Raw genomic sequence first — 17,709 nt, forward strand, 5'->3', positions numbered from 1 at the left:
TGCGCGCTGCTGAAAAATCTGCCCCTTCGTGTGTGAATATCATGCAAAAGCTGAAAATGGCAGTGGCGGCACACTAGGATAATACAGGAGGATGGAATATGGGAATAATGGAATTGTTTTTGCTGGCAGTGGGATTGTCTATGGATGCCTTTGCGGTGTCCGTCTGTAAGGGGCTGGCTATGCAGAAGATTACGGTAAAGAGAGCCGGAATCGTTGGACTCTGGTTCGGGGGATTTCAGGCTCTGATGCCTTTGCTGGGATATGTGCTGGGAGTGCAGTTTAAGGAAAAGATCACTGCCGTGGATCACTGGATTGCATTTGTACTTCTGGCCTTAATCGGTGGGAATATGGTTAGGGAAGCCCTGTCCGGGGAATGTACAGAGTGCGGTGATACAGATGCATCCCTGGATGTAAAAACAATGTTTCTTTTGGCAGTGGCTACCAGCGTTGACGCTCTGGCGGTAGGCATTACCTTTGCATTCCTTGAGGTGCACATTATCCGGGCAATTTCCTTCATAGGCATTGTGACATTTGCCCTCTCGGCGGTTGGTGTGAAAGTCGGAAATATTTTCGGGACCAGGTATAAAGCAAAAGCAGAGCTGGCCGGCGGAGTCATATTGATACTCATCGGAGGAAAGATTCTTCTGGAACATCTGGGATTCCTGTAAGAAAAAAGAAAAAGTAGGGAAAATGTGATAAACGTCACCGAACATAAGCATTGGATCCGTTATAATTACTGATGTAAGAAGCGGGACAGGAAAGGGTAGTTAGAGTGTACCGTATGAGAGATATTGTAAGAAATGAAGTAAAGAAGCTAAAGATTTTCCAGGAGGTTCCGGATAGTTTGATTCAGACAATTCTGAACCAGGCACAGATGGTTGACTATGAAAAAAGGGAAATGATATACCGTGCAAAGGAAACAGTGGGATTTGTCTATATTGTGCTGGCCGGCGAGGCTGTAGTCTATAATATTACTAAGCACGGCAACCGCAAAGTCATTTTCATTCTGGGAAAGGGCAGTCTTCTCAACTACAATATCATAAGCAAAACCCAGGCGTCAGTCTTCTGTGAGGCGGCAAGTGGGCTGACGGTGCTGAAAATCCCTCAGACCCTGTTTGTTAAATTGATGGAACAGGAACCTGCCTGGATGTGCGCGGTTATGAGAGAATATGAGCGGTACATCTGGAGGCTGAGCCATCAGCTGAAAAATACCACAGGCAATATGTATCTGGAGCGGAAGATTGCAGCTAAGCTGTGGAAGCTGGGCAGAGATTTCGGTGTGCAGACTCCTGCTGGTGTGAAGGTCGACATAGAGATGACTATGAATCTGATGGCGGATCTGGTGGGGGCACCCAGGGAAAATGTCTCAAGAGCATGTAAAAACCTCAGCAGCCAGGATTTGATTGTTTATAAAAACAAACATTTCTGGATTCCGGATCCTGAGGCACTGGCCGGATTTTATAAGGCCTAATCCAGGCTCACAGATACAGGCAGAGATGGCTGATATTCAGAAAGGATGGAAACAATGGGTACGTTATTGCAGAGAGAGACAGCAGACGCATTCTTAGAGCGGCTGCGGGAAACCTACCGGGTTTATGCCCCAAAGGTATTTCCTATGGAAGGGTGCTTCTCAGACACAGACAGCATCCGGTACGGAGAGATTCAGGGGTGGGACGAGATTGTATGGGATAAAAAGTCAGACTACAGCTTTAAAGAGGTGCTGCTTCCCATCTCTCAGACAATTCTTTATTTCACAGAAGATGAGATGAAGGTTCCAAAAGAGGAGGAGAAAGGAAATCTGATACTTGTAAGGAGCTGTGATCTTCACAGTGTCAGGCGCCTGGATGAGATCTATTTGAAAAATGGCGCGGAGGATTATTATTATAAAAGGATACGGGAGAATACCAGGTTTATCCTGATGGGATGCCCGGAATCCTTTGACTCCTGCATCTGTGTATCTATGGGAACCAATAAAAGTACAGACTACGATGCCTATCTGAGGATGGATGGACAGGGGGTTTACCTGGATTGCAGAGATGAGGAGCTGGGCAGAATCCTGAAAGCATTTCAGGGAGAAGAAACGGAAATACCCGTAGAATATGTGACGAAGAATCCGGTTCAGACCGAAATTCCGGAGGAATTGCCCGCAGGGATCCAGAATCATGATATGTGGAAAGAGTATACCGGCAGGTGTATTGGCTGCGGACGCTGTAATTTTGTCTGTCCTACCTGTACCTGTTTTACCATGCAGGATATTTTTTATAAGGACAATGACCGGACGGGAGAGAGACGCAGAGTATGGGCTTCCTGCCAGGTGGACGGCTATACAGATATAGCGGGAAATATCAGCTTCCGGCAGGATCAGGGGCAGAGAATGCGCTTCAAGGTATTACATAAGGTATATGACTATAAGAAAAGATTCGGATATCACATGTGTGTGGGCTGCGGCCGCTGCGAGGATGCATGTCCGGAATATATCTCTTATCTGGCCTGTCTTCAGAAACTAGGCCGGGCGGCAAAGGAGGGACAGGATAATGAGTAATGAATATATCCCTTTTTTATCTCAGATTAAAGATGTACAGAAACATACGGAGATTGAATACAGCTTCCGTATGTCTTATGTGGGAGACGTACAGCCGGGACAGTTTTTCCAGGTTTCCATTCCCAAGTTCGGGGAGGCGCCTATCTCAGTGAGCGGAATTGGGGAAGACGACGTAGAGCTTACCATCCGTAAGGTGGGTAAGGTAACGAATGAAATATTCGAAAACCGTGTGGGCCAGAGCCTGTTTATGAGAGGACCCTACGGCAACGGCTTCTCTCTGGAGCTCTACCGGGGGAAAGAGCTGATAATCGTGGCCGGAGGCACCGGGGTTTCACCGGTAAAAGGGGTAATAGACTATTTCGGTGAGCACAGGGAAGAGGTGAAAAGTCTCTCTGTCATTGCTGGTTATAAATCCCCCGGGGACATTCTGTTCAAGGACAGCATGAAGCGGTGGGAAAAGCAGATGAATCTTACGGTCACGGTAGATCAGGCAGATGAACCGGGCTGGAAGACGGGGCTTGTGACCTCATATATTCCGAAGATTCCCATAGAGAATCTAAAGGACGCAGCGGCAATTGTGGTAGGACCTCCTGTAATGATGAAATTTTCAGTGGCAGAATTGCTGAAACGGGGATTAAAGGAAGAGCAGATTTGGATCTCACAGGAGAGAAAAATGTGCTGCGGACTTGGAAAATGCGGCCACTGCAAGATGGATGACACATATATCTGTCTGGACGGACCGGTATTTAACTATGCAAAGGGAAAGAAATTATTCGATTAGGAGGCAGACTGTATGGATATCAATACGAAAAAGGTAAAAAAGAATGCCTTCCGTATTTCAAAAGAAAGAGGGATCACAGCTTCCAGAGTGCGGGTTCCGGGAGGAAAATGCAGCGCAGAGGTATTAGGCGTGGTCAAGGATATTGCAGAGACCTATGGAAACGGAAGTGTACATCTGACTACCAGACAGGGGTTTGAGATTGAAGGAATCTCCCTGGAGGATATGGATAAAGTAAATGAAATGCTGCAGCCCGTGATTGAAAATCTGGGTATCAACCAGGAGATACCCGGCACCGGTTATCCGGCTTCCGGAACAAGAAATGTTTCTGCCTGTATCGGAAACCGTGTCTGTCCCTTTGGAAATTATAATACGGCGGCATTTGCAAAGCGCATAGAGGATGCCATCTTTCCTAATGATCTTCATTTTAAGATAGCCTTGACCGGCTGCCCCAATGACTGTATTAAAGCAAGGATGCATGATTTCGGAATCATCGGCATGACTATGCCCCAGTACGATCCCAGCCGCTGTGTGAACTGCGGGGCCTGTGAAAAAGGGTGCGATCAGCTTTCGGTGAACGCTCTTCGCCGGGAAAACTATAAGGTGGTGCGCAATGAAGAGAAATGTGTGGGCTGCGGGGTGTGCATTACCAAATGTCCCACCAGGGCATTTACCAGAAGCAGACAGAAATACTATCGTCTTACCATCATGGGCAGAACAGGAAAAAGGAATCCCAGACTTGGGGAGGACTTCCTGGTGTGGGTGGATGAAGATACGATCATTAAAGTAATCCTGAATACCTATCGGTTTGTGAAAGAATACATTGATCCCAATGCACCCGGCGGAAAGGAGCATGTAGGCTATATTATCGACCGGGTAGGCTTTACCGAATACAAAAAATGGGCGTTGGAGGGCGTAAGACTGCTCCCTGAGACTATTGTTAAGGACCATGTTTACTGGAACGGTGTTCACTACAGATAAAACCGGCAATAACAATCAAAAACAGCAAGGCGGATATTGCAGCTGATACTGCGGTAATATCCGCTTTTTTTGCTGCCCTTTTGCAGAACGGTGTTAAATGCTGCATCCGCTTTTTGGAGGGCGGCGTGACTGGAAATGATTTACAATGAAAGAAAATGGCGGTAATATTATCATAACAAAGTAAAACAATCAAAAATAGTCAAAATAAATCGGGAAGGAAAAAGGGAGGATTACTATGCTGAGCAAAGAAAGGCTGAGCGCAATCCTTGAGAAGGAAGTGCAGCACCGCCGGCCGGAAGGGAGTACCTTATGGAAATAATCAGAGGAAAAAGTGCATTCGCAGCCATTGCTGTGGGGAAAATAGCAGTTTATAAAAAAGAAGAACAGCAGGTTAGAAGAAGGCCCATCGAAGAGCCGGAAAGGGAAATCGATCGTTTCCGGAAGGCAAAGGAAGAGACCGCTGACCAGCTTCAGAAGCTGTATGAGAGGGCGCTGAGGGAAGTGGGGGAGGCCGGCGCCATGATCTTTAAGGCGCACCAGATGATGCTGGATGATGGGGATTACCAGGCTTCTATCCTGCATATGATTCAGACTCAGAAGGTGAATGCGGAGTACGCAGTGGGAACTGCCGGAGATCATTTTGCGAATATGTTTGCCGCCATTGATGATGCGTATATGAAGGAGAGGGCAGCGGATGTAAAGGATATCTCAGAGCGGGTGATCCGAAATCTCAGCGGAAAGGGAAGCCGGGACAGGGACTTTACGGAACCAGTGATTGTGGTGGCAGACGATCTGGCACCAAGTGAAACCGTACAGCTGGACAAAGACAAGGTGCTTGCTTTTGTCACCCGCAGAGGATCTGTCAATTCGCATACGGCGATTCTGGCCAGAACCATGAATATTCCCGCTATTATCAATACTGGAATCGATCTGGAACAAAATCTGGACGGAAAAGAAGCGGTTGTGGACGGATTTCGGGGAATCGTATATCTGGACCCCACTTTGGAGGTGCTGGAGGAAATGAAAAAGCGCCTGGAAGAAGAACGGCAGAAAAAAGAACTCCTCCAGGAACTGAAGGGAAAGGAAACGGTTACCCTGGATGGGAAAAAGATAAAGCTGTATGCTAATATCGGAAGTGTCTCTGACATTGCCGGTGTACTGAAGAATGATGCGTCGGGGATTGGTCTTTTCAGAAGTGAATTCCTCTATCTGGAGAAGGAGGACTGTCCAACAGAGGATGAGCAGTTTGCCGCATATAAGACCGCCCTGGAAAATATGGGGGGCAAAAAGGTGATTATCCGTACCCTGGATATTGGAGCGGACAAGCAGGTTGACTATTTCCATATGGAGAAAGAGGAGAATCCCGCTATGGGCTGCCGGGCCATCCGAATCTGTCTGGAGAGGAAAGATATTTTTAAAACGCAGCTGCGGGCACTATACCGGGCCTCAGCTTTTGGCAATCTTTCCATTATGTTCCCCATGATCATTTCTGTAAAGGAGGTGGATGAGATCCTTGAGATTGTGGAAGAGGTAAAAAAAGAGCTGAGGGAGGAAGAAATTGCCATGGGGGAGGCAGAGCTGGGGATAATGATTGAGACCCCCGCAGCAGTTATGGTAAGCGATGAACTGGCAAAAAAGGTTGACTTTTTCAGCATAGGTACTAACGATCTCACGCAGTATACACTGGCCATAGACCGCGGGAACGCCAAACTGGACAGATATTATGACGCCCATCACCCTGGGGTGCTGCGGATGATTCAGATGACAGTGGAGAGTGCTCACAAACATGGAATCTGGGCTGGAATCTGCGGAGAGCTTGCCTCAGATCTGGAACTGACGGAGACCTTTCTCGCTATGGGGGTTGATGAATTATCCGTATCTCCCTCCGAGATTCTGGGACTCAGAAAAAAGATTCGGGAGACCAAAATAAAACCATAGGCAGTGACAGCACCCCTTTTACATTGTGTTTTCGGCGGAAATCAGTATAATAGAGGTATGCAGTCTGTATCCGCATCTGCTGAAAGGAAGAGTGAGCATGGCAATTACGTTAAAGGCGATCCGGCAGGAATCTTACCCTGCCTCTTACACAAGGGGAAATACCCTCTATACGAATCAACAGGTGATCACCTGCCGTTCCTGTGAATGGGAGGGGGAGGGGGTCTCTACAGTTAAGGCAGAGGTTCTGGGCAAAGATGAGGAGCTATACATGGTAGAGCTTACCGTGGACGAGGCCAATGACAAGATCACAGATTACAGCTGTGAATGTGAAGACAGCCTGATTCACAAAGGAATGTGCAGTCATTGCGTCGCCGCTGCCCTGCACTATTGGAGGGAATCTATTCTTCAGGAGCAGAAGCAAAAGGATATCATCGGACAGGCGCCGGAGGAACTGCCCGCCGGTTCCGGGACAAGGGTGTCGTCTCCGGAGATTACAAGCTTAATTTACCGGTATTCTATGAGAGAAAAGGCCAGGTTTTTTCAGCCGTCTGTGGCAGGAAAGGTTGAGCTGGAACCGGCGCTGAAGAAGTATTCCCAGACGTGGAAGCTGACATTGCGCATCGGTATGGATTATAAATATGCCCTGAAAAATATCGGAGACTTTCTTGAAGCAGTGGAAAATGGGGAAAAGGTAACATACGGAAAAAAACTGTCCTTTATACATGAGAGAAGTGCCTTTACCCCTCAGGCACGGGAATTTATTTCCTTTTTGGAGCGGGCGTATAAAGACAGAGAGGAACTTAGAACGGAAACTTATTACTATTCCGGGGAGAGATACAGGAGTAATCCCCAGGAGCTGAATCTCACAGAAAGAGAGGCGGCAGAGTTTTTTCTCCTGATGAGAGGAAAGAAATGCCGCCTTTTGGACAGCGCTGAGGGCAGCAGCGAACTGTCTGTTGTTGAGGGCAATCCCCCTCTTGTGATTGAAATTACCGCCCGGGACGACGGGTGCTTTATGGTACTTCCCCGGCTTGAGGTATTCTCCTCGGATGAATCTCTGTTTGTACGGATGGGGGAAGCTGTGTACTGCTGCTCGGAAGACTTTGCCAGGGATATGAAAGAGGTGTGTCAGTATGGGAACTGGAGGGAATGTGCCCATCTGGAAATCGCTGTGAAAGATATGAACGCATTCTGCAGTACCATATATCCGGTGCTCAGGGAGCATGCAGAGGTGAAACTACAAGGGGATATCGGTGCCTATATGCCTGAAGAGGTGCAGATACGCATCTATCTGGATCTGGAAAGGGAGAAGCTTACCTGCCGCCTGGAGTCAGAATATGGGGACAAGAGCTTTAATATGCTGGGGGCTTTTTCTGTGGAAGACATGTACAGGGACATTGCCAGAGAGAGCCGGGCCGTCTATACCGCAAGGGCATATTTTGATAATACCGGGGACAAGAAGGTTCTTACCCTCCCGGTAAACCAGGACGACAGAGTCTACCAGCTTCTTGCCACAGGGATGGATCAGCTGCGGCAGACGGGAGAAGTATTTGTATCTGAAAATCTGAAAAAGCTGTCTGTCCGCAGAGCTCCCAGGGTTACGGTAGGCATTACTCTGAGCGGAGATCTTTTAGATCTTACCCTCTCCTCCGAAAAGCTTCCGTTTGGGGAATTGGAGGGGCTGCTTCAGAGCTACCGCCAGAGGAAGAAGTATTACAGGCTGAAGGACGGAGACTTTCTGCGCCTGGAGGATAACTCTGTGAGCGCTCTGGCTGAGATTATGGAGGGGCTTTCCCTTGACGGCAGGGATCTGGAAGCAGGAAGCTGCAGGATACCCAGATACCGGGCATTTTATCTGGACCAGGTGTTCAGGGAGGCGAAGGAAGGCATTGAGATTCAGAGAAGCCAGTCCTTTAAATCCATGATCCGAAATATGAAGTCCGCGGATGACAGTGACTTTGAGGTACCGGACCACCTGAAAGGGACGCTCCGGAATTACCAGAAGGCGGGATACCGCTGGCTCTGTACCCTGGAGGCTATGGGATTCGGAGGGATCCTGGCAGATGATATGGGGCTCGGCAAAACCATACAGATGATTGCATTTCTCTGTGCCAGGTACGAAAAAGAAGGGGATGCGGCGGGGGCGCCGTCCCTTATTGTATGCCCGGCCTCATTGGTGTACAACTGGGAAGGAGAGCTGGACCGCTTTGCCCCTCAGCTTAGAAAAAAGGTGCTGGTGGGTAACCGGGAAGAGAGAAAAGAGATTTATGATCATTACAGCGAATTCCAGATTTTGATTACCTCCTATGACATTTTAAAAAGGGATGTGGAGGATTACCGCGGCCTGGAATTTTACTGTGAAGTGCTGGATGAGGCACAGTATATTAAAAATCATATGACCCAGGCGGCAAGGGCGGCAAAAAGTGTGAGAGCCGGAGTAAAATTTGCACTTACAGGGACCCCCATAGAGAACCGCCTCAGTGAGCTTTGGAGTATTTTTGACTATCTGATGCCGGGAATTTTGGGAAAATATTCCGGGTTCCAGAAGGAATATGAGATACCCATTGTACAGCACAGTGACAAAATTGCGGCCCGCCGCCTGCAGAAAATGATAAAACCCTTTGTGATGCGGCGCCTGAAGAAGGATGTTCTGAAGGAGCTTCCGGATAAGATTGAAAATGTGGTCTACTCCCGTCTTCAGGGAGAGCAGGAAAGAGTCTACGCGGCAAATGTACAGAAGCTGCTGTCACAGCTGGAACAGCCGTCTGGGACCGGGAGCCAGGGAGAAAAGTTTCAGGTGCTTGCCCAACTCACCAGGCTGCGCCAGATTTGCTGTGATCCCGGCCTGGTATACGAGGACTATAAAGGGGAGTCTGCGAAGGTGGATACCTGCATGGAACTTGTGGACAATGCCATAGAGGGGGGACATAAGGTACTGATATTCTCTCAGTTTACCACGATGCTGGATATTCTGAAAAAGCGTCTGAAAAAGAAAAGGATATCGTATCATATCCTGACGGGTTCCACGAAAAAGGAGGACAGGGCAGAGCTGGTAAAGGCATTTAATAAGGATGCGGTTCCGGTATTTTTAATCTCTCTGAAGGCAGGGGGAACGGGACTGAATCTGACAGCGGCCAGCATTGTGATTCACTTTGACCCCTGGTGGAATATTGCCGCACAGAATCAGGCCACAGACCGGACACACAGGATCGGACAGGAGGAGACAGTGACGGTGTTTAAACTGATTGCAAAAGATACGGTGGAGGAGAAAATATTAAAATTGCAGGAGGATAAGAAACTGCTGTCAGATCAGATCATATCAGAGCACGGTGTCTCAGTTGCGGCCATGTCTTCGGAAGAGATTGCCGGTCTGCTGAAAGAGGAGACGTAGGACTATGGAAAAAGAGAACAGGGAGTTTCACGATTCACTGCGTAGAGAGCTGGAGGAACTGGCGGAACCGGGTTTCCGGGACTTTACCAGCAGACTCATGCCGGGGGTAGATAACGTTCTGGGTGTCCGCCTGCCCAAATTGAGAAAGATTGCCAAGAGAATTGCAAAGGGGGACTGGGAGAGCTATCTCTCCAATGCCTCAGACGAATCCTATGAGGAGATTATGCTTCAGGGAATGGTAATTGGATGCTGTAAAACCGGGTTTGAACAGCGAAGCTGGCAAATTCAAAGATTTGTTCCCAAGATAGATAACTGGTCCGTGTGCGACAGCTTCTGTGCAGGGCTGAAGGCGGCAAGAGAAGAGCCGGAAAAGATGTGGGACTTCCTCCAGCCATACCTTTATGGAAATGGAACTTATGAGATCCGGTTTGCTGTGGTCATGCTGCTTATGTATTATAGGGAGGAGTCGTATATGGATGCTGCATTCACGGCATTTGATGACATCCGGCACGAAGATTATTATGTAAAAATGGCGGTGGCCTGGGCCGTATCCATGTACTTTGCGGCGTATCCCGCACAGACTATGGAATACCTGAAGCGCTGCCGGCTGGACGACTTTACCTACCGCAGGGCACTGCAGAAGATAACAGAATCCCTCCAGGTAGACCCTGAGACGAAACATAAGGTACGAGAGCTGAAGAGAGTGACCTGATAGGAAATTGAGGCGATATTTCTGATTTGAAGTAAAAATAAAAATAATTTTGCATTACCTAAATATTTTTGTATATAATAGCGGAAATCAGATGCTTTTACCGGAGAAGTTTAGTGATTATCCGAATGGATTTCTGCAGGCATAAAGGATATAATAAATATAGTTCAGAGAAAAAGAGGTGTTACAAGATGTTTACAGTCGTTTACATTGCAGTATTTGCTTTGCTTGCTGTGGAGTTATATCCTATTGTAAAAAAAGGAATGCAGAAATAAGATAAAGATAATAGTCAGACAGAATGGAGAGAGGACCGGAACGGACAGGTCTTTTCTCCTGTTTTATTATAGAGGGGGGATAGAGAAATGAAAAAATCGCTGATTTATGGAATCGCTGGTTCTTTCTTTTTTGCGTTTACTTTTATACTTAACCGAAGTATGAATCTGGGCGGTGGATACTGGATGTGGAGCGCGAGTCTTCGCTACTTTTATACAATGCCTATACTGCTGGTGATTTTGTGGAGGAACCGTCAGCTGAATGGAATCTGGGAGGAGATTAAAAAGCAGCCCTGGGTCTGGATTCTGTGGAGCACCGTGGGGTTCGGACTCTTTTATGCACCCCTGTCTCTGGCATCGGCCTACGGGGAGTCCTGGCTGATTGCTTCTACCTGGCAGATTACCATAGTGGCGGGGGTGCTTCTCACCCCTTTGTTCGGCCATAAGATTCCGGTAAAGAATCTGGCCTTCTCCCTGTTGATTTTGGCAGGGATATTCCTCATGCAGGGCTCCCACCTGAGAGAAGCGGCTGTGAGTGATGTACGGATGACGGTTCTGCCGATTCTGGTGGCGGCGTTTGCGTATCCTCTGGGGAACCGTAAGATGATGTCTCACTGTCCCCCGGAAATTACGGCAATGCAGAGAGTGTTCGGCATGACTCTGTGCAGTATGCCCTTTTGGCTGGCAGGTTCTGTATTTGCCTGGAGCCGGGCGGGACTGCCGGATATGGGACAGCATGCCCAGTCTTTTCTGGTAGCGCTTTTTTCCGGGGTGACGGCAACCTACCTGTTTTTTAAGGCTACAGATATGGTGAAGCAGAATCCACGACGGCTGGCACTGGTGGAGGCGACCCAGTCCGCAGAGGTAATCTTTACACTTCTGGGGGGGATCTTGCTGCTGGGAGACTCTCTTCCCTCAGGAATGGGATTTGGGGGAATCTTTCTGATACTGGCAGGAATGATTGCGAACAGCCTCATAACCCGGTAAATTGCTTTGCAGACCGGGTGATTACGAGCCTCTGTGTCTAGAGAAATGGCGGAATTCCGGAATGTGACTTACTCACAGAAAAAGGGAAAAAAGAATGATAGAATACAGCCATAAGATAAACAAGGAGGTAATCATTATGAAGATAACAACCAATAATTTTGATACAGAAGTAATGCACAGTGACAGGAAGGTATTGCTGGATTTCTATGCTGACTGGTGTGGCCCCTGCAAGATGCTGGCTCCGGTGCTTCAGAATCTGGAGGGAGAGCTGCAGGATGTAAAAATCGGTAAGATCAATGTAGACGAAGAGGGTGCTCTGGCTTCCCAGTTTGGAGTTATGAGTATTCCCACTCTGGTGGTAATGGAAAACGGCAAAGAAATCACAAGAAGTGTAGGCGCCCGCTCAGAGAATGATATTCGCCGAATGGTGGGCAGATAATTGACAAGAATTGCTCAGGTTGATATGATGGAGGATACAAGAGTGAGGTGATCGGTATATCCTCGGTCCCTGGGAGGTTAATGTCATGAAGCAAAAAGAATTACAAAAGGATTTTCAGGAGCTGCTGCCTTTCTGGAAATCCATCAGCAGTCATTCACAGGAAACCTTAATAAATAATTCAGAGCCCGTCACTTTTCCCCCAGGAACTGCAATGCATGCAGGGGGGGAGGAGTGTTCCGGGCTGTTTCTGGTCCTTGAGGGGAGAGTCCGGGCTTACATTGTGACGGAGCAGGGAAAGGAGGTCACACTGTTTCGCCTTCTGAGCCGGGACATCTGTATTTTTTCGGCCTCCTGTATTATGAAAAATATTAGTTTTGATGTCTTTGTCTCCGCGGAGACAGAGGTAAGGGCGATAAGGATACCGGCCCAGTGTTATAATGAAATTACGAACAGTGAATTGGCAGTTGCAAGGTATACCAATGAACTGCTGTCCTCCAGAATGTCCGATGTGATGTGGGTGCTGGAAGAAATAGTATTTACCAGCTTTGATAAAAGGCTGGCTCATTTTCTCCTAGAGGAGGGAGAGCTGGAAGAATCCGATGTTTTAACCATCACCCATGAACAGATTGCAAACCATCTGGGAAGCGCCAGAGAAGTAGTCTCCAGAATGCTTCGGTATTTTGCAAATGAAGGGTATGTGAAAGCAGAAAGAGGAAGTATCCGTCTTCTGGACAAAGAGGGACTGGAGGAAATCTGAGGGCAGACCGGGTGCTGCAAAATATACAGGAGAGATGACAGAGAAGATGGAAGACAAAAAAAAAGAAGTATGCAGGAAAAATTGGGAGAACTTCTGGTATTACCATAAGTTTCATGTAATCATCGGTGTTTTTGTAATCGCAGTGATTGCCGTATTCGTGAGAGATAAGCTGAAACAGATAGATTATGACTATACTGTTGCAGTTGTCACTGCGGAGGGAATACCTCAGGAAGCTTTAGATGAACTGCAATCAGTCCTTGAAAACATTGCTTCTGACAGAAACAATGACAAAAAGGTACATGTACTGATTCAGAACTATGCCATTGGGAATAAGAACGGGGAGAGCAGCAACCCGCAGATCACCATGGCAAACCAGCAGAAATTTATCGTGGATGCCCAGACAGGAACCAGTATGCTCCTGATTTATACTGATGAGGTCTATGAGATGTATAAGAAGCAGGGCTTGTTTGCCGTGGAAGACGGCACACCGGTTAAAATGGGGGAGTGTTCCGCCTTCACAGAGATGAAGGATGGGGATTCCCTGAGAAATCTGAACATATCCCTTAGGAATATAGACGAATCCCTGTGGAGCAAAGAGAAAGATCTCAAAGCCTATTATGAAGACAGTGAAAGGCTGCTGGAGAGGTTTATGTATGGAGATAAATAAAAAATTTCTGGATAACATTACGGATTTTATTTTTGCTGAGGATACACCATCCAGTGCCGATATCATCTTTATCCCCGGGGACGGCTACCCCCAGATGGCGGAGCGGGCAGCCGGGCTTTGGAAGCAGGGGTATGCCCCGTGGATACTGCCCTCGGGAAGGCACAGCATTCTTCAGGGAAGCTTTGCAGGCGTAAAAGACAAAGAGAATGTTTACCGGGATAATTATAAAACCGAATGGGAATTCCTCTGCCATGTACTCACCTCTCATGGAGTGCCCCGGGAGATCATTTTGAGGGAGGAAGCAGCCACTTATACCTACGAAAATGCCATATATTCCAGGCAGGTGACAGACCATGCGGGGTTAACCATCCAGAAGGGGATTATCTGCTGCAAGTCTTTTCATGCCAGGAGGTGCAGAATGTATTACCAGCTCCTTTATCCGGAGGCAGAATTTTATCTGTGCCCCGTGGAGGTACAGGGGATTTCCAGAGATACCTGGTACCAGAGCAGAGAGGGAATTGAGACTGTCCTGGGAGAGGCCGGGAGGTGTGCCGGCCAGTTCCGTGAGATCCTTCTTACCGGCAAATATATAACCGGACCTTGAATTATAAGAATTTATGTGCTATGATATCTCAGGCATAAGTAGAACAAATAATCGCAGCTGGCAGGCCGAAAGGCGTCAGATGAGGAAAGTCCGGGCTTCGCAGGGCAGGATGCCGGATAACGTCCGGTGGAGGCAACTCTAAGGATAGTGCAACAGAAATGTACCGCCAGGAAACTGGTAAGGGTGGAAGGGCAGTGTAAGAGACTACCGCCTTCCTGGTAACAGGAGGGGCATATGTAAACCCCATCCGAAGCAAGACCGAACAAAAAGCAATGTGGCTGCCCGTCACGCTTTTAGGTGGGTCGCTGGAACCTGCTGGCAACAGCAGGTCTAGATAGATGATTATTCACGACATAACCCGGCTTATCGTTTTGCTTATGCGCTACAGTACGGCGAAGGCCGTATACGCCCGTTGGGTATGTATGTATTTGAAGACAGAAGAAAACCAGGCATGTGCTTTGCCTGGTTTTCTTCTGTCTTGGGAATCCGGTGCTTAGCGAATCCGGTTTCCGGAATATTTTTCTTCGCAGTATTTGCAGCGGTAAATTTCCTTTTTAGGGTCTGTGAGTACAAATACGTGATCCAGGCCCTGCTCAATGGAGGTAATACACCTCGGGTTCTTACACTTAATTACATTGACGATTTTTTCCGGGAGCGTCAGCTCTTTCTTCGCAACGATTTTAGCGTCTTTTATAATGTTTACTGTAATGTTGTGGTCAATAAACCCAAGAATATCCAAATCCAATTCATCAATGGGACACTCAACTTTGATGATATCTTTTCTCCCCATTTTGTTGCTTTTGGCATTCTTGATAATAGCAACGCAGCAATCCAGCTTATCCAATCGCAGATCGTGATAAATAGTCATGCTGTTTCCTGCTTTGATGTGATCGAGTACAAACCCTTCATTTAACTGGCCAACATTTAACATACATCCACCTCCAATAATGTGAGAATCAGTGCCATACGTACATAGACGCCGTATTGAACCTGTTTGAAGTAAACAGCACGGGGATCGCTGTCCACTTCTACGGAGATTTCATTTACTCTCGGGAGTGGGTGGAGAACCAGCATATCGGGGCCGGCCAGCTCCATCTTTGCCTTGTCCAGAATATAAAAATCTTTCATGCGGACATAATCTTCTTCGTTAAAGAAACGTTCTTTCTGCACTCTTGTCATGTAGAGCAGATCCAGCTCCGGAAGGGCATCTTCCAGGCGTACTACTTCTTTGAATTCATTGCCGTTGGCTCTGAGGACATCCTCCCGGATATAATCAGGAACCCTTAACTCTTCAGGGGAAATTAAAACGAACCGTACGCCGTGATAGCGCACCAAAGCTTCTATAAGAGAATGAACCGTTCGGCCGAACTTCAGATCTCCGCAGAGGCCGATGGTTAGATTGTCCAGACGCCCTTTCAGAGATCGGATGGTGAGCAGATCGGTAAGGGTTTGTGTCGGATGCTGATGGCCCCCGTCCCCTGCGTTAATTACAGGAATAGAAGAAGCCATAGATGCAACCAGAGGTGCACCTTCCTTTGGATGGCGCATAGCGCAGATATCTGCATAGCAGGATGCCATGCGGATGGTATCCGCTACACTTTCGCCTTTTGCGGCGGAACTGGAGCCTGCGTTGGAGAATCCAAGAACCTTTCCTCCCAAGTTCATCATGGCAGCCTCAAAACTTAAACGGGTTCTGGTGCTTGGCTCATAGAATAGAGTTGCGATTCTTTTTCCTTCGCAGACATGGGCATATTTTTCTGGATTGTGCTCAATATCGTTGGCCAGATCCAGGAGTTTGTCTAATTCTTCCACGGAAAAATCCAGTGGGCTCATTAAGTGTCTCATGGGTTACCTCCTATGTGCTTACCGGTAAAATTTTACCAAGATCTTACGGGTAATTTATCATCTACCATCATATAATAGTTTACCGGTAATTTCAACATTAATCGGAAAGTATTTTTTCAAAAATAAGCCCTGTAAAAAACCATACCGGGGCATAATCCAGGCGGATCAGACCTTTGTAATTCAGCTTGCACTTGCTGTAATCCCAGGGACACATCTGATATTTTTTCAGTATGCTGCCTGTGGTATATTCCGTAAAGAAGATTCCTACGGTATAGATGCTTCCCCGGATGAGCGGGGAGACATTCTTCATCAGGCGGGAAATGGGGGAGATTACCGCAGCCATCCCGTAAATGGGAAACATCCAGATGGAGGACTGGCCAAGCAGCTTGCGCTCTCCGCGTTCCAGAGAGTGAATACCTGTCCAGAGAATTTCCATGCACCAGCCGGCAGCACCGCATAGTAAGAATTTATGTTTCATAGCCACATTCCTTTTTTGTAAGTAGTATAACCTTTAGGAAGGGTTCTCATACGCCGTCTGATTTTCTGCTTTTTTTTGCAGGAATTGATACAGAAACTTGCGAAATAGGAAGGAGCGGTGTATGATTAGAAATAATACGCAAATTTATTTGCAGGAAACACGGATAAAGGAGAGAATAAAAGATGTTGGATTTGCTGAAGATAAGAGGGCAGATTGATGGAATAGATGATGAGATTCTGAGGCTGTTTGAAGAGCGGATGCAGCTGTGCAGTGATGTGGCAGAGTTTAAAATACAGACAGGCAAGGCTGTTTTTGATAAGGACAGGGAACTGGAAAAATTGAAGGCTCTCGGGGAGAAGGCAGGCAGCGATTTTACCAGCCATGGAATCCGGGAGCTGTTTCAGCAGATAATGGCTATGAGCAGAAAGCTTCAGTATCAGCTGCTGGAAAAGAACGCGGTGGAGGAAGACACACCCTACATCCCTGTGAAAGCTCTGGATACCGAGGATGTTACCGTAGTATTTCAGGGAGTGGAGGGAGCCTACAGCTTTGCGGCTATGAATACATTCTTCGGCAGTTCTGTGAAGAATTATCATGTGGCAAAATTCAGGGATGCGATGGAAGAGATTAAGAAGGGAAATGCGGAGTATGCCGTTCTCCCTATTGAGAATTCTACCGCAGGGATTGTGCAGGATATCTATGATTTGCTCACGGTATATGACCACTTTATTGTGGGAGAGCAGATTATACCTTGCCAGCATGTCCTTCTGGGTGTGCCGGGTGCCGGACTGGAGGATATTGAGACGGTTTATTCTCATCCCCAGGGATTGATGCAGTGCAGAGAGTTTTTAAATGAACATAAAGAGTGGAAGCAGGTAACACTGGACAACACGGCTGTCTCAGCTAAAAAAGTTTCAGAGGACCAGGATAAGACCCAGGCAGCCATTGCCAGTGAGTCGGCAGGGGAATTCTATGGGCTGTCTGTCTTAAAAAGGAATATCTTCAGCAATCAGAATAATTCTACCAGATTTATTATCGTATCAAAGGAAAAGAAATACCGGAAGGACGCCCGGAAAATCAGCGTGAGCTACGAGCTGCCCCATGAGAGCGGAAGTCTGTATAACAGCTTGTCTCATTTCATTTACAATGGTCTCAATATGACAAAGATTGAGTCACGTCCAATACCGGGAAGAAACTGGGAATACCGGTTTTTTGTGGACTTTGAGGGCAATCTGGGGGACAGTGCGGTGAAAAATGCCATTCGTGGTCTCTCTGCGGAAGCCAGTCAGCTGCGGGTACTGGGGAATTACTAGGAGGATAA

At 47.4% G+C, this 17,709-nt stretch carries 17 protein-coding genes and 1 other RNA gene; 15 read left to right on the forward strand and 3 right to left on the reverse strand.

Annotated elements, in window-relative coordinates:
* Window positions 1–98: 98 nt before the first annotated feature.
* The 14 genes from GKG41_RS07770 to rnpB all read left to right on the forward strand — a co-directional run bounded on the left by GKG41_RS07770 (window position 99) and on the right by rnpB (window position 14,447).
* Complete coding sequence (locus GKG41_RS07770) at window positions 99–668, forward strand: manganese efflux pump MntP family protein (RefSeq protein ID WP_154257967.1); 570 nt, start codon at window positions 99–101, stop codon at window positions 666–668.
* A gap of 113 nt (window positions 669–781) precedes the next feature.
* Window positions 782–1,471 (forward strand): Crp/Fnr family transcriptional regulator, encoded by a 690-nt coding sequence (locus GKG41_RS07775; RefSeq protein ID WP_154257968.1) that lies wholly within the window; start codon window positions 782–784, stop codon window positions 1,469–1,471.
* A gap of 54 nt (window positions 1,472–1,525) precedes the next feature.
* The gene (gene asrA / locus GKG41_RS07780; protein ID WP_154257969.1) at window positions 1,526–2,542 is read left to right on the forward strand and encodes an anaerobic sulfite reductase subunit AsrA; all 1,017 of its coding nucleotides are present in this window, start codon (window positions 1,526–1,528) and stop codon (window positions 2,540–2,542) included.
* The gene (asrB, locus tag GKG41_RS07785; protein ID WP_154257970.1) at window positions 2,535–3,323 is read left to right on the forward strand and encodes an anaerobic sulfite reductase subunit AsrB; all 789 of its coding nucleotides are present in this window, start codon (window positions 2,535–2,537) and stop codon (window positions 3,321–3,323) included. Before asrA ends, asrB begins: the two co-directional genes overlap by 8 nt.
* Before the next feature lie 12 nt (window positions 3,324–3,335).
* Window positions 3,336–4,301, forward strand: coding sequence for a sulfite reductase subunit C (gene asrC / locus GKG41_RS07790; RefSeq protein ID WP_154257971.1), 966 nt, complete (start codon window positions 3,336–3,338; stop codon window positions 4,299–4,301).
* A gap of 309 nt (window positions 4,302–4,610) precedes the next feature.
* Window positions 4,611–6,239, forward strand: a complete 1,629-nt coding sequence (gene ptsP, locus GKG41_RS07795; RefSeq protein ID WP_154257972.1) for a phosphoenolpyruvate--protein phosphotransferase — start codon at window positions 4,611–4,613, stop codon at window positions 6,237–6,239.
* 97 nt (window positions 6,240–6,336) lie between these two features.
* Window positions 6,337–9,630, forward strand: coding sequence for a DEAD/DEAH box helicase (locus tag GKG41_RS07800; RefSeq protein ID WP_154257973.1), 3,294 nt, complete (start codon window positions 6,337–6,339; stop codon window positions 9,628–9,630).
* A gap of 4 nt (window positions 9,631–9,634) precedes the next feature.
* Window positions 9,635–10,342, forward strand: a complete 708-nt coding sequence (locus tag GKG41_RS07805; protein ID WP_154257974.1) for a DNA alkylation repair protein — start codon at window positions 9,635–9,637, stop codon at window positions 10,340–10,342.
* Between the two features lie 359 nt (window positions 10,343–10,701).
* The gene (locus GKG41_RS07810; protein WP_154257975.1) at window positions 10,702–11,598 is read left to right on the forward strand and encodes a multidrug resistance efflux transporter family protein; all 897 of its coding nucleotides are present in this window, start codon (window positions 10,702–10,704) and stop codon (window positions 11,596–11,598) included.
* A gap of 136 nt (window positions 11,599–11,734) precedes the next feature.
* Window positions 11,735–12,037 carry a thioredoxin gene (trxA, locus tag GKG41_RS07815; protein WP_154257976.1) on the forward strand — a complete coding sequence of 101 codons (303 nt, stop codon included), beginning with the start codon at window positions 11,735–11,737 and terminating at the stop codon, window positions 12,035–12,037.
* An 85-nt stretch (window positions 12,038–12,122) separates the two neighbouring features.
* The gene (locus GKG41_RS07820; protein ID WP_154257977.1) at window positions 12,123–12,794 is read left to right on the forward strand and encodes a Crp/Fnr family transcriptional regulator; all 672 of its coding nucleotides are present in this window, start codon (window positions 12,123–12,125) and stop codon (window positions 12,792–12,794) included.
* Window positions 12,795–12,840: 46 nt separating this feature from the next.
* The gene (locus GKG41_RS07825) at window positions 12,841–13,461 is read left to right on the forward strand and encodes a hypothetical protein (protein WP_154257978.1); all 621 of its coding nucleotides are present in this window, start codon (window positions 12,841–12,843) and stop codon (window positions 13,459–13,461) included.
* Window positions 13,448–14,065, forward strand: a complete 618-nt coding sequence (locus tag GKG41_RS07830) for a YdcF family protein (RefSeq protein ID WP_154257979.1) — start codon at window positions 13,448–13,450, stop codon at window positions 14,063–14,065. Before GKG41_RS07825 ends, GKG41_RS07830 begins: the two co-directional genes overlap by 14 nt.
* A 35-nt stretch (window positions 14,066–14,100) precedes the next feature.
* Window positions 14,101–14,447: RNase P RNA component class A (gene rnpB, locus GKG41_RS07835), an RNA gene on the forward strand.
* 111 nt (window positions 14,448–14,558) lie between these two features.
* Here rnpB and GKG41_RS07840 read toward each other — a convergent pair.
* From GKG41_RS07840 to GKG41_RS07850, 3 genes are all read right to left on the reverse strand, one after another.
* Window positions 14,559–14,996, reverse strand: a complete 438-nt coding sequence (locus GKG41_RS07840; protein WP_072854937.1) for an aspartate carbamoyltransferase regulatory subunit — start codon at window positions 14,994–14,996, stop codon at window positions 14,559–14,561.
* The gene (pyrB, locus tag GKG41_RS07845; RefSeq protein WP_154257980.1) at window positions 14,990–15,910 is read right to left on the reverse strand and encodes an aspartate carbamoyltransferase; all 921 of its coding nucleotides are present in this window, start codon (window positions 15,908–15,910) and stop codon (window positions 14,990–14,992) included. Before pyrB ends, GKG41_RS07840 begins: the two co-directional genes overlap by 7 nt.
* A gap of 97 nt (window positions 15,911–16,007) precedes the next feature.
* Window positions 16,008–16,388, reverse strand: coding sequence for a hypothetical protein (locus tag GKG41_RS07850; protein ID WP_154257981.1), 381 nt, complete (start codon window positions 16,386–16,388; stop codon window positions 16,008–16,010).
* 182 nt (window positions 16,389–16,570) lie between these two features.
* Here GKG41_RS07850 and pheA point away from each other — a divergent pair, with 182 nt between their 5' ends.
* Window positions 16,571–17,701 carry a prephenate dehydratase gene (gene pheA, locus GKG41_RS07855; protein WP_154257982.1) on the forward strand — a complete coding sequence of 377 codons (1,131 nt, stop codon included), beginning with the start codon at window positions 16,571–16,573 and terminating at the stop codon, window positions 17,699–17,701.
* Window positions 17,702–17,709: the final 8 nt, after the last annotated feature.

The sequence above is a fragment of the Lactonifactor sp. BIOML-A5 genome, assembly GCF_009677585.1.
In the GTDB taxonomy this organism is placed as follows: Bacteria; Bacillota; Clostridia; order Lachnospirales; family Lachnospiraceae; genus Lactonifactor.

Bases quoted from the DNA above. Each gene is read 5' to 3' on its own strand.
- GKG41_RS07770 (WP_154257967.1), top strand. From the start codon at position 99: ATGGGAATAATGGAATTGTTTTTGCTGGCAGTGGGATTGTCTATGGAT.
- GKG41_RS07775 (WP_154257968.1), top strand. From the start codon at position 782: ATGAGAGATATTGTAAGAAATGAAGTAAAGAAGCTAAAGATTTTCCAG.
- asrA (WP_154257969.1), top strand. From the start codon at position 1,526: ATGGGTACGTTATTGCAGAGAGAGACAGCAGACGCATTCTTAGAGCGG.
- asrB (WP_154257970.1), top strand. From the start codon at position 2,535: ATGAGTAATGAATATATCCCTTTTTTATCTCAGATTAAAGATGTACAG.
- asrC (WP_154257971.1), top strand. From the start codon at position 3,336: ATGGATATCAATACGAAAAAGGTAAAAAAGAATGCCTTCCGTATTTCA.
- ptsP (WP_154257972.1), top strand. From the start codon at position 4,611: ATGGAAATAATCAGAGGAAAAAGTGCATTCGCAGCCATTGCTGTGGGG.
- GKG41_RS07800 (WP_154257973.1), top strand. From the start codon at position 6,337: ATGGCAATTACGTTAAAGGCGATCCGGCAGGAATCTTACCCTGCCTCT.
- GKG41_RS07805 (WP_154257974.1), top strand. From the start codon at position 9,635: ATGGAAAAAGAGAACAGGGAGTTTCACGATTCACTGCGTAGAGAGCTG.
- GKG41_RS07810 (WP_154257975.1), top strand. From the start codon at position 10,702: ATGAAAAAATCGCTGATTTATGGAATCGCTGGTTCTTTCTTTTTTGCG.
- trxA (WP_154257976.1), top strand. From the start codon at position 11,735: ATGAAGATAACAACCAATAATTTTGATACAGAAGTAATGCACAGTGAC.
- GKG41_RS07820 (WP_154257977.1), top strand. From the start codon at position 12,123: ATGAAGCAAAAAGAATTACAAAAGGATTTTCAGGAGCTGCTGCCTTTC.
- GKG41_RS07825 (WP_154257978.1), top strand. From the start codon at position 12,841: ATGGAAGACAAAAAAAAAGAAGTATGCAGGAAAAATTGGGAGAACTTC.
- GKG41_RS07830 (WP_154257979.1), top strand. From the start codon at position 13,448: ATGGAGATAAATAAAAAATTTCTGGATAACATTACGGATTTTATTTTT.
- GKG41_RS07840 (WP_072854937.1), bottom strand. From the start codon at position 14,996: ATGTTAAATGTTGGCCAGTTAAATGAAGGGTTTGTACTCGATCACATC.
- pyrB (WP_154257980.1), bottom strand. From the start codon at position 15,910: ATGAGACACTTAATGAGCCCACTGGATTTTTCCGTGGAAGAATTAGAC.
- GKG41_RS07850 (WP_154257981.1), bottom strand. From the start codon at position 16,388: ATGAAACATAAATTCTTACTATGCGGTGCTGCCGGCTGGTGCATGGAA.
- pheA (WP_154257982.1), top strand. From the start codon at position 16,571: ATGTTGGATTTGCTGAAGATAAGAGGGCAGATTGATGGAATAGATGAT.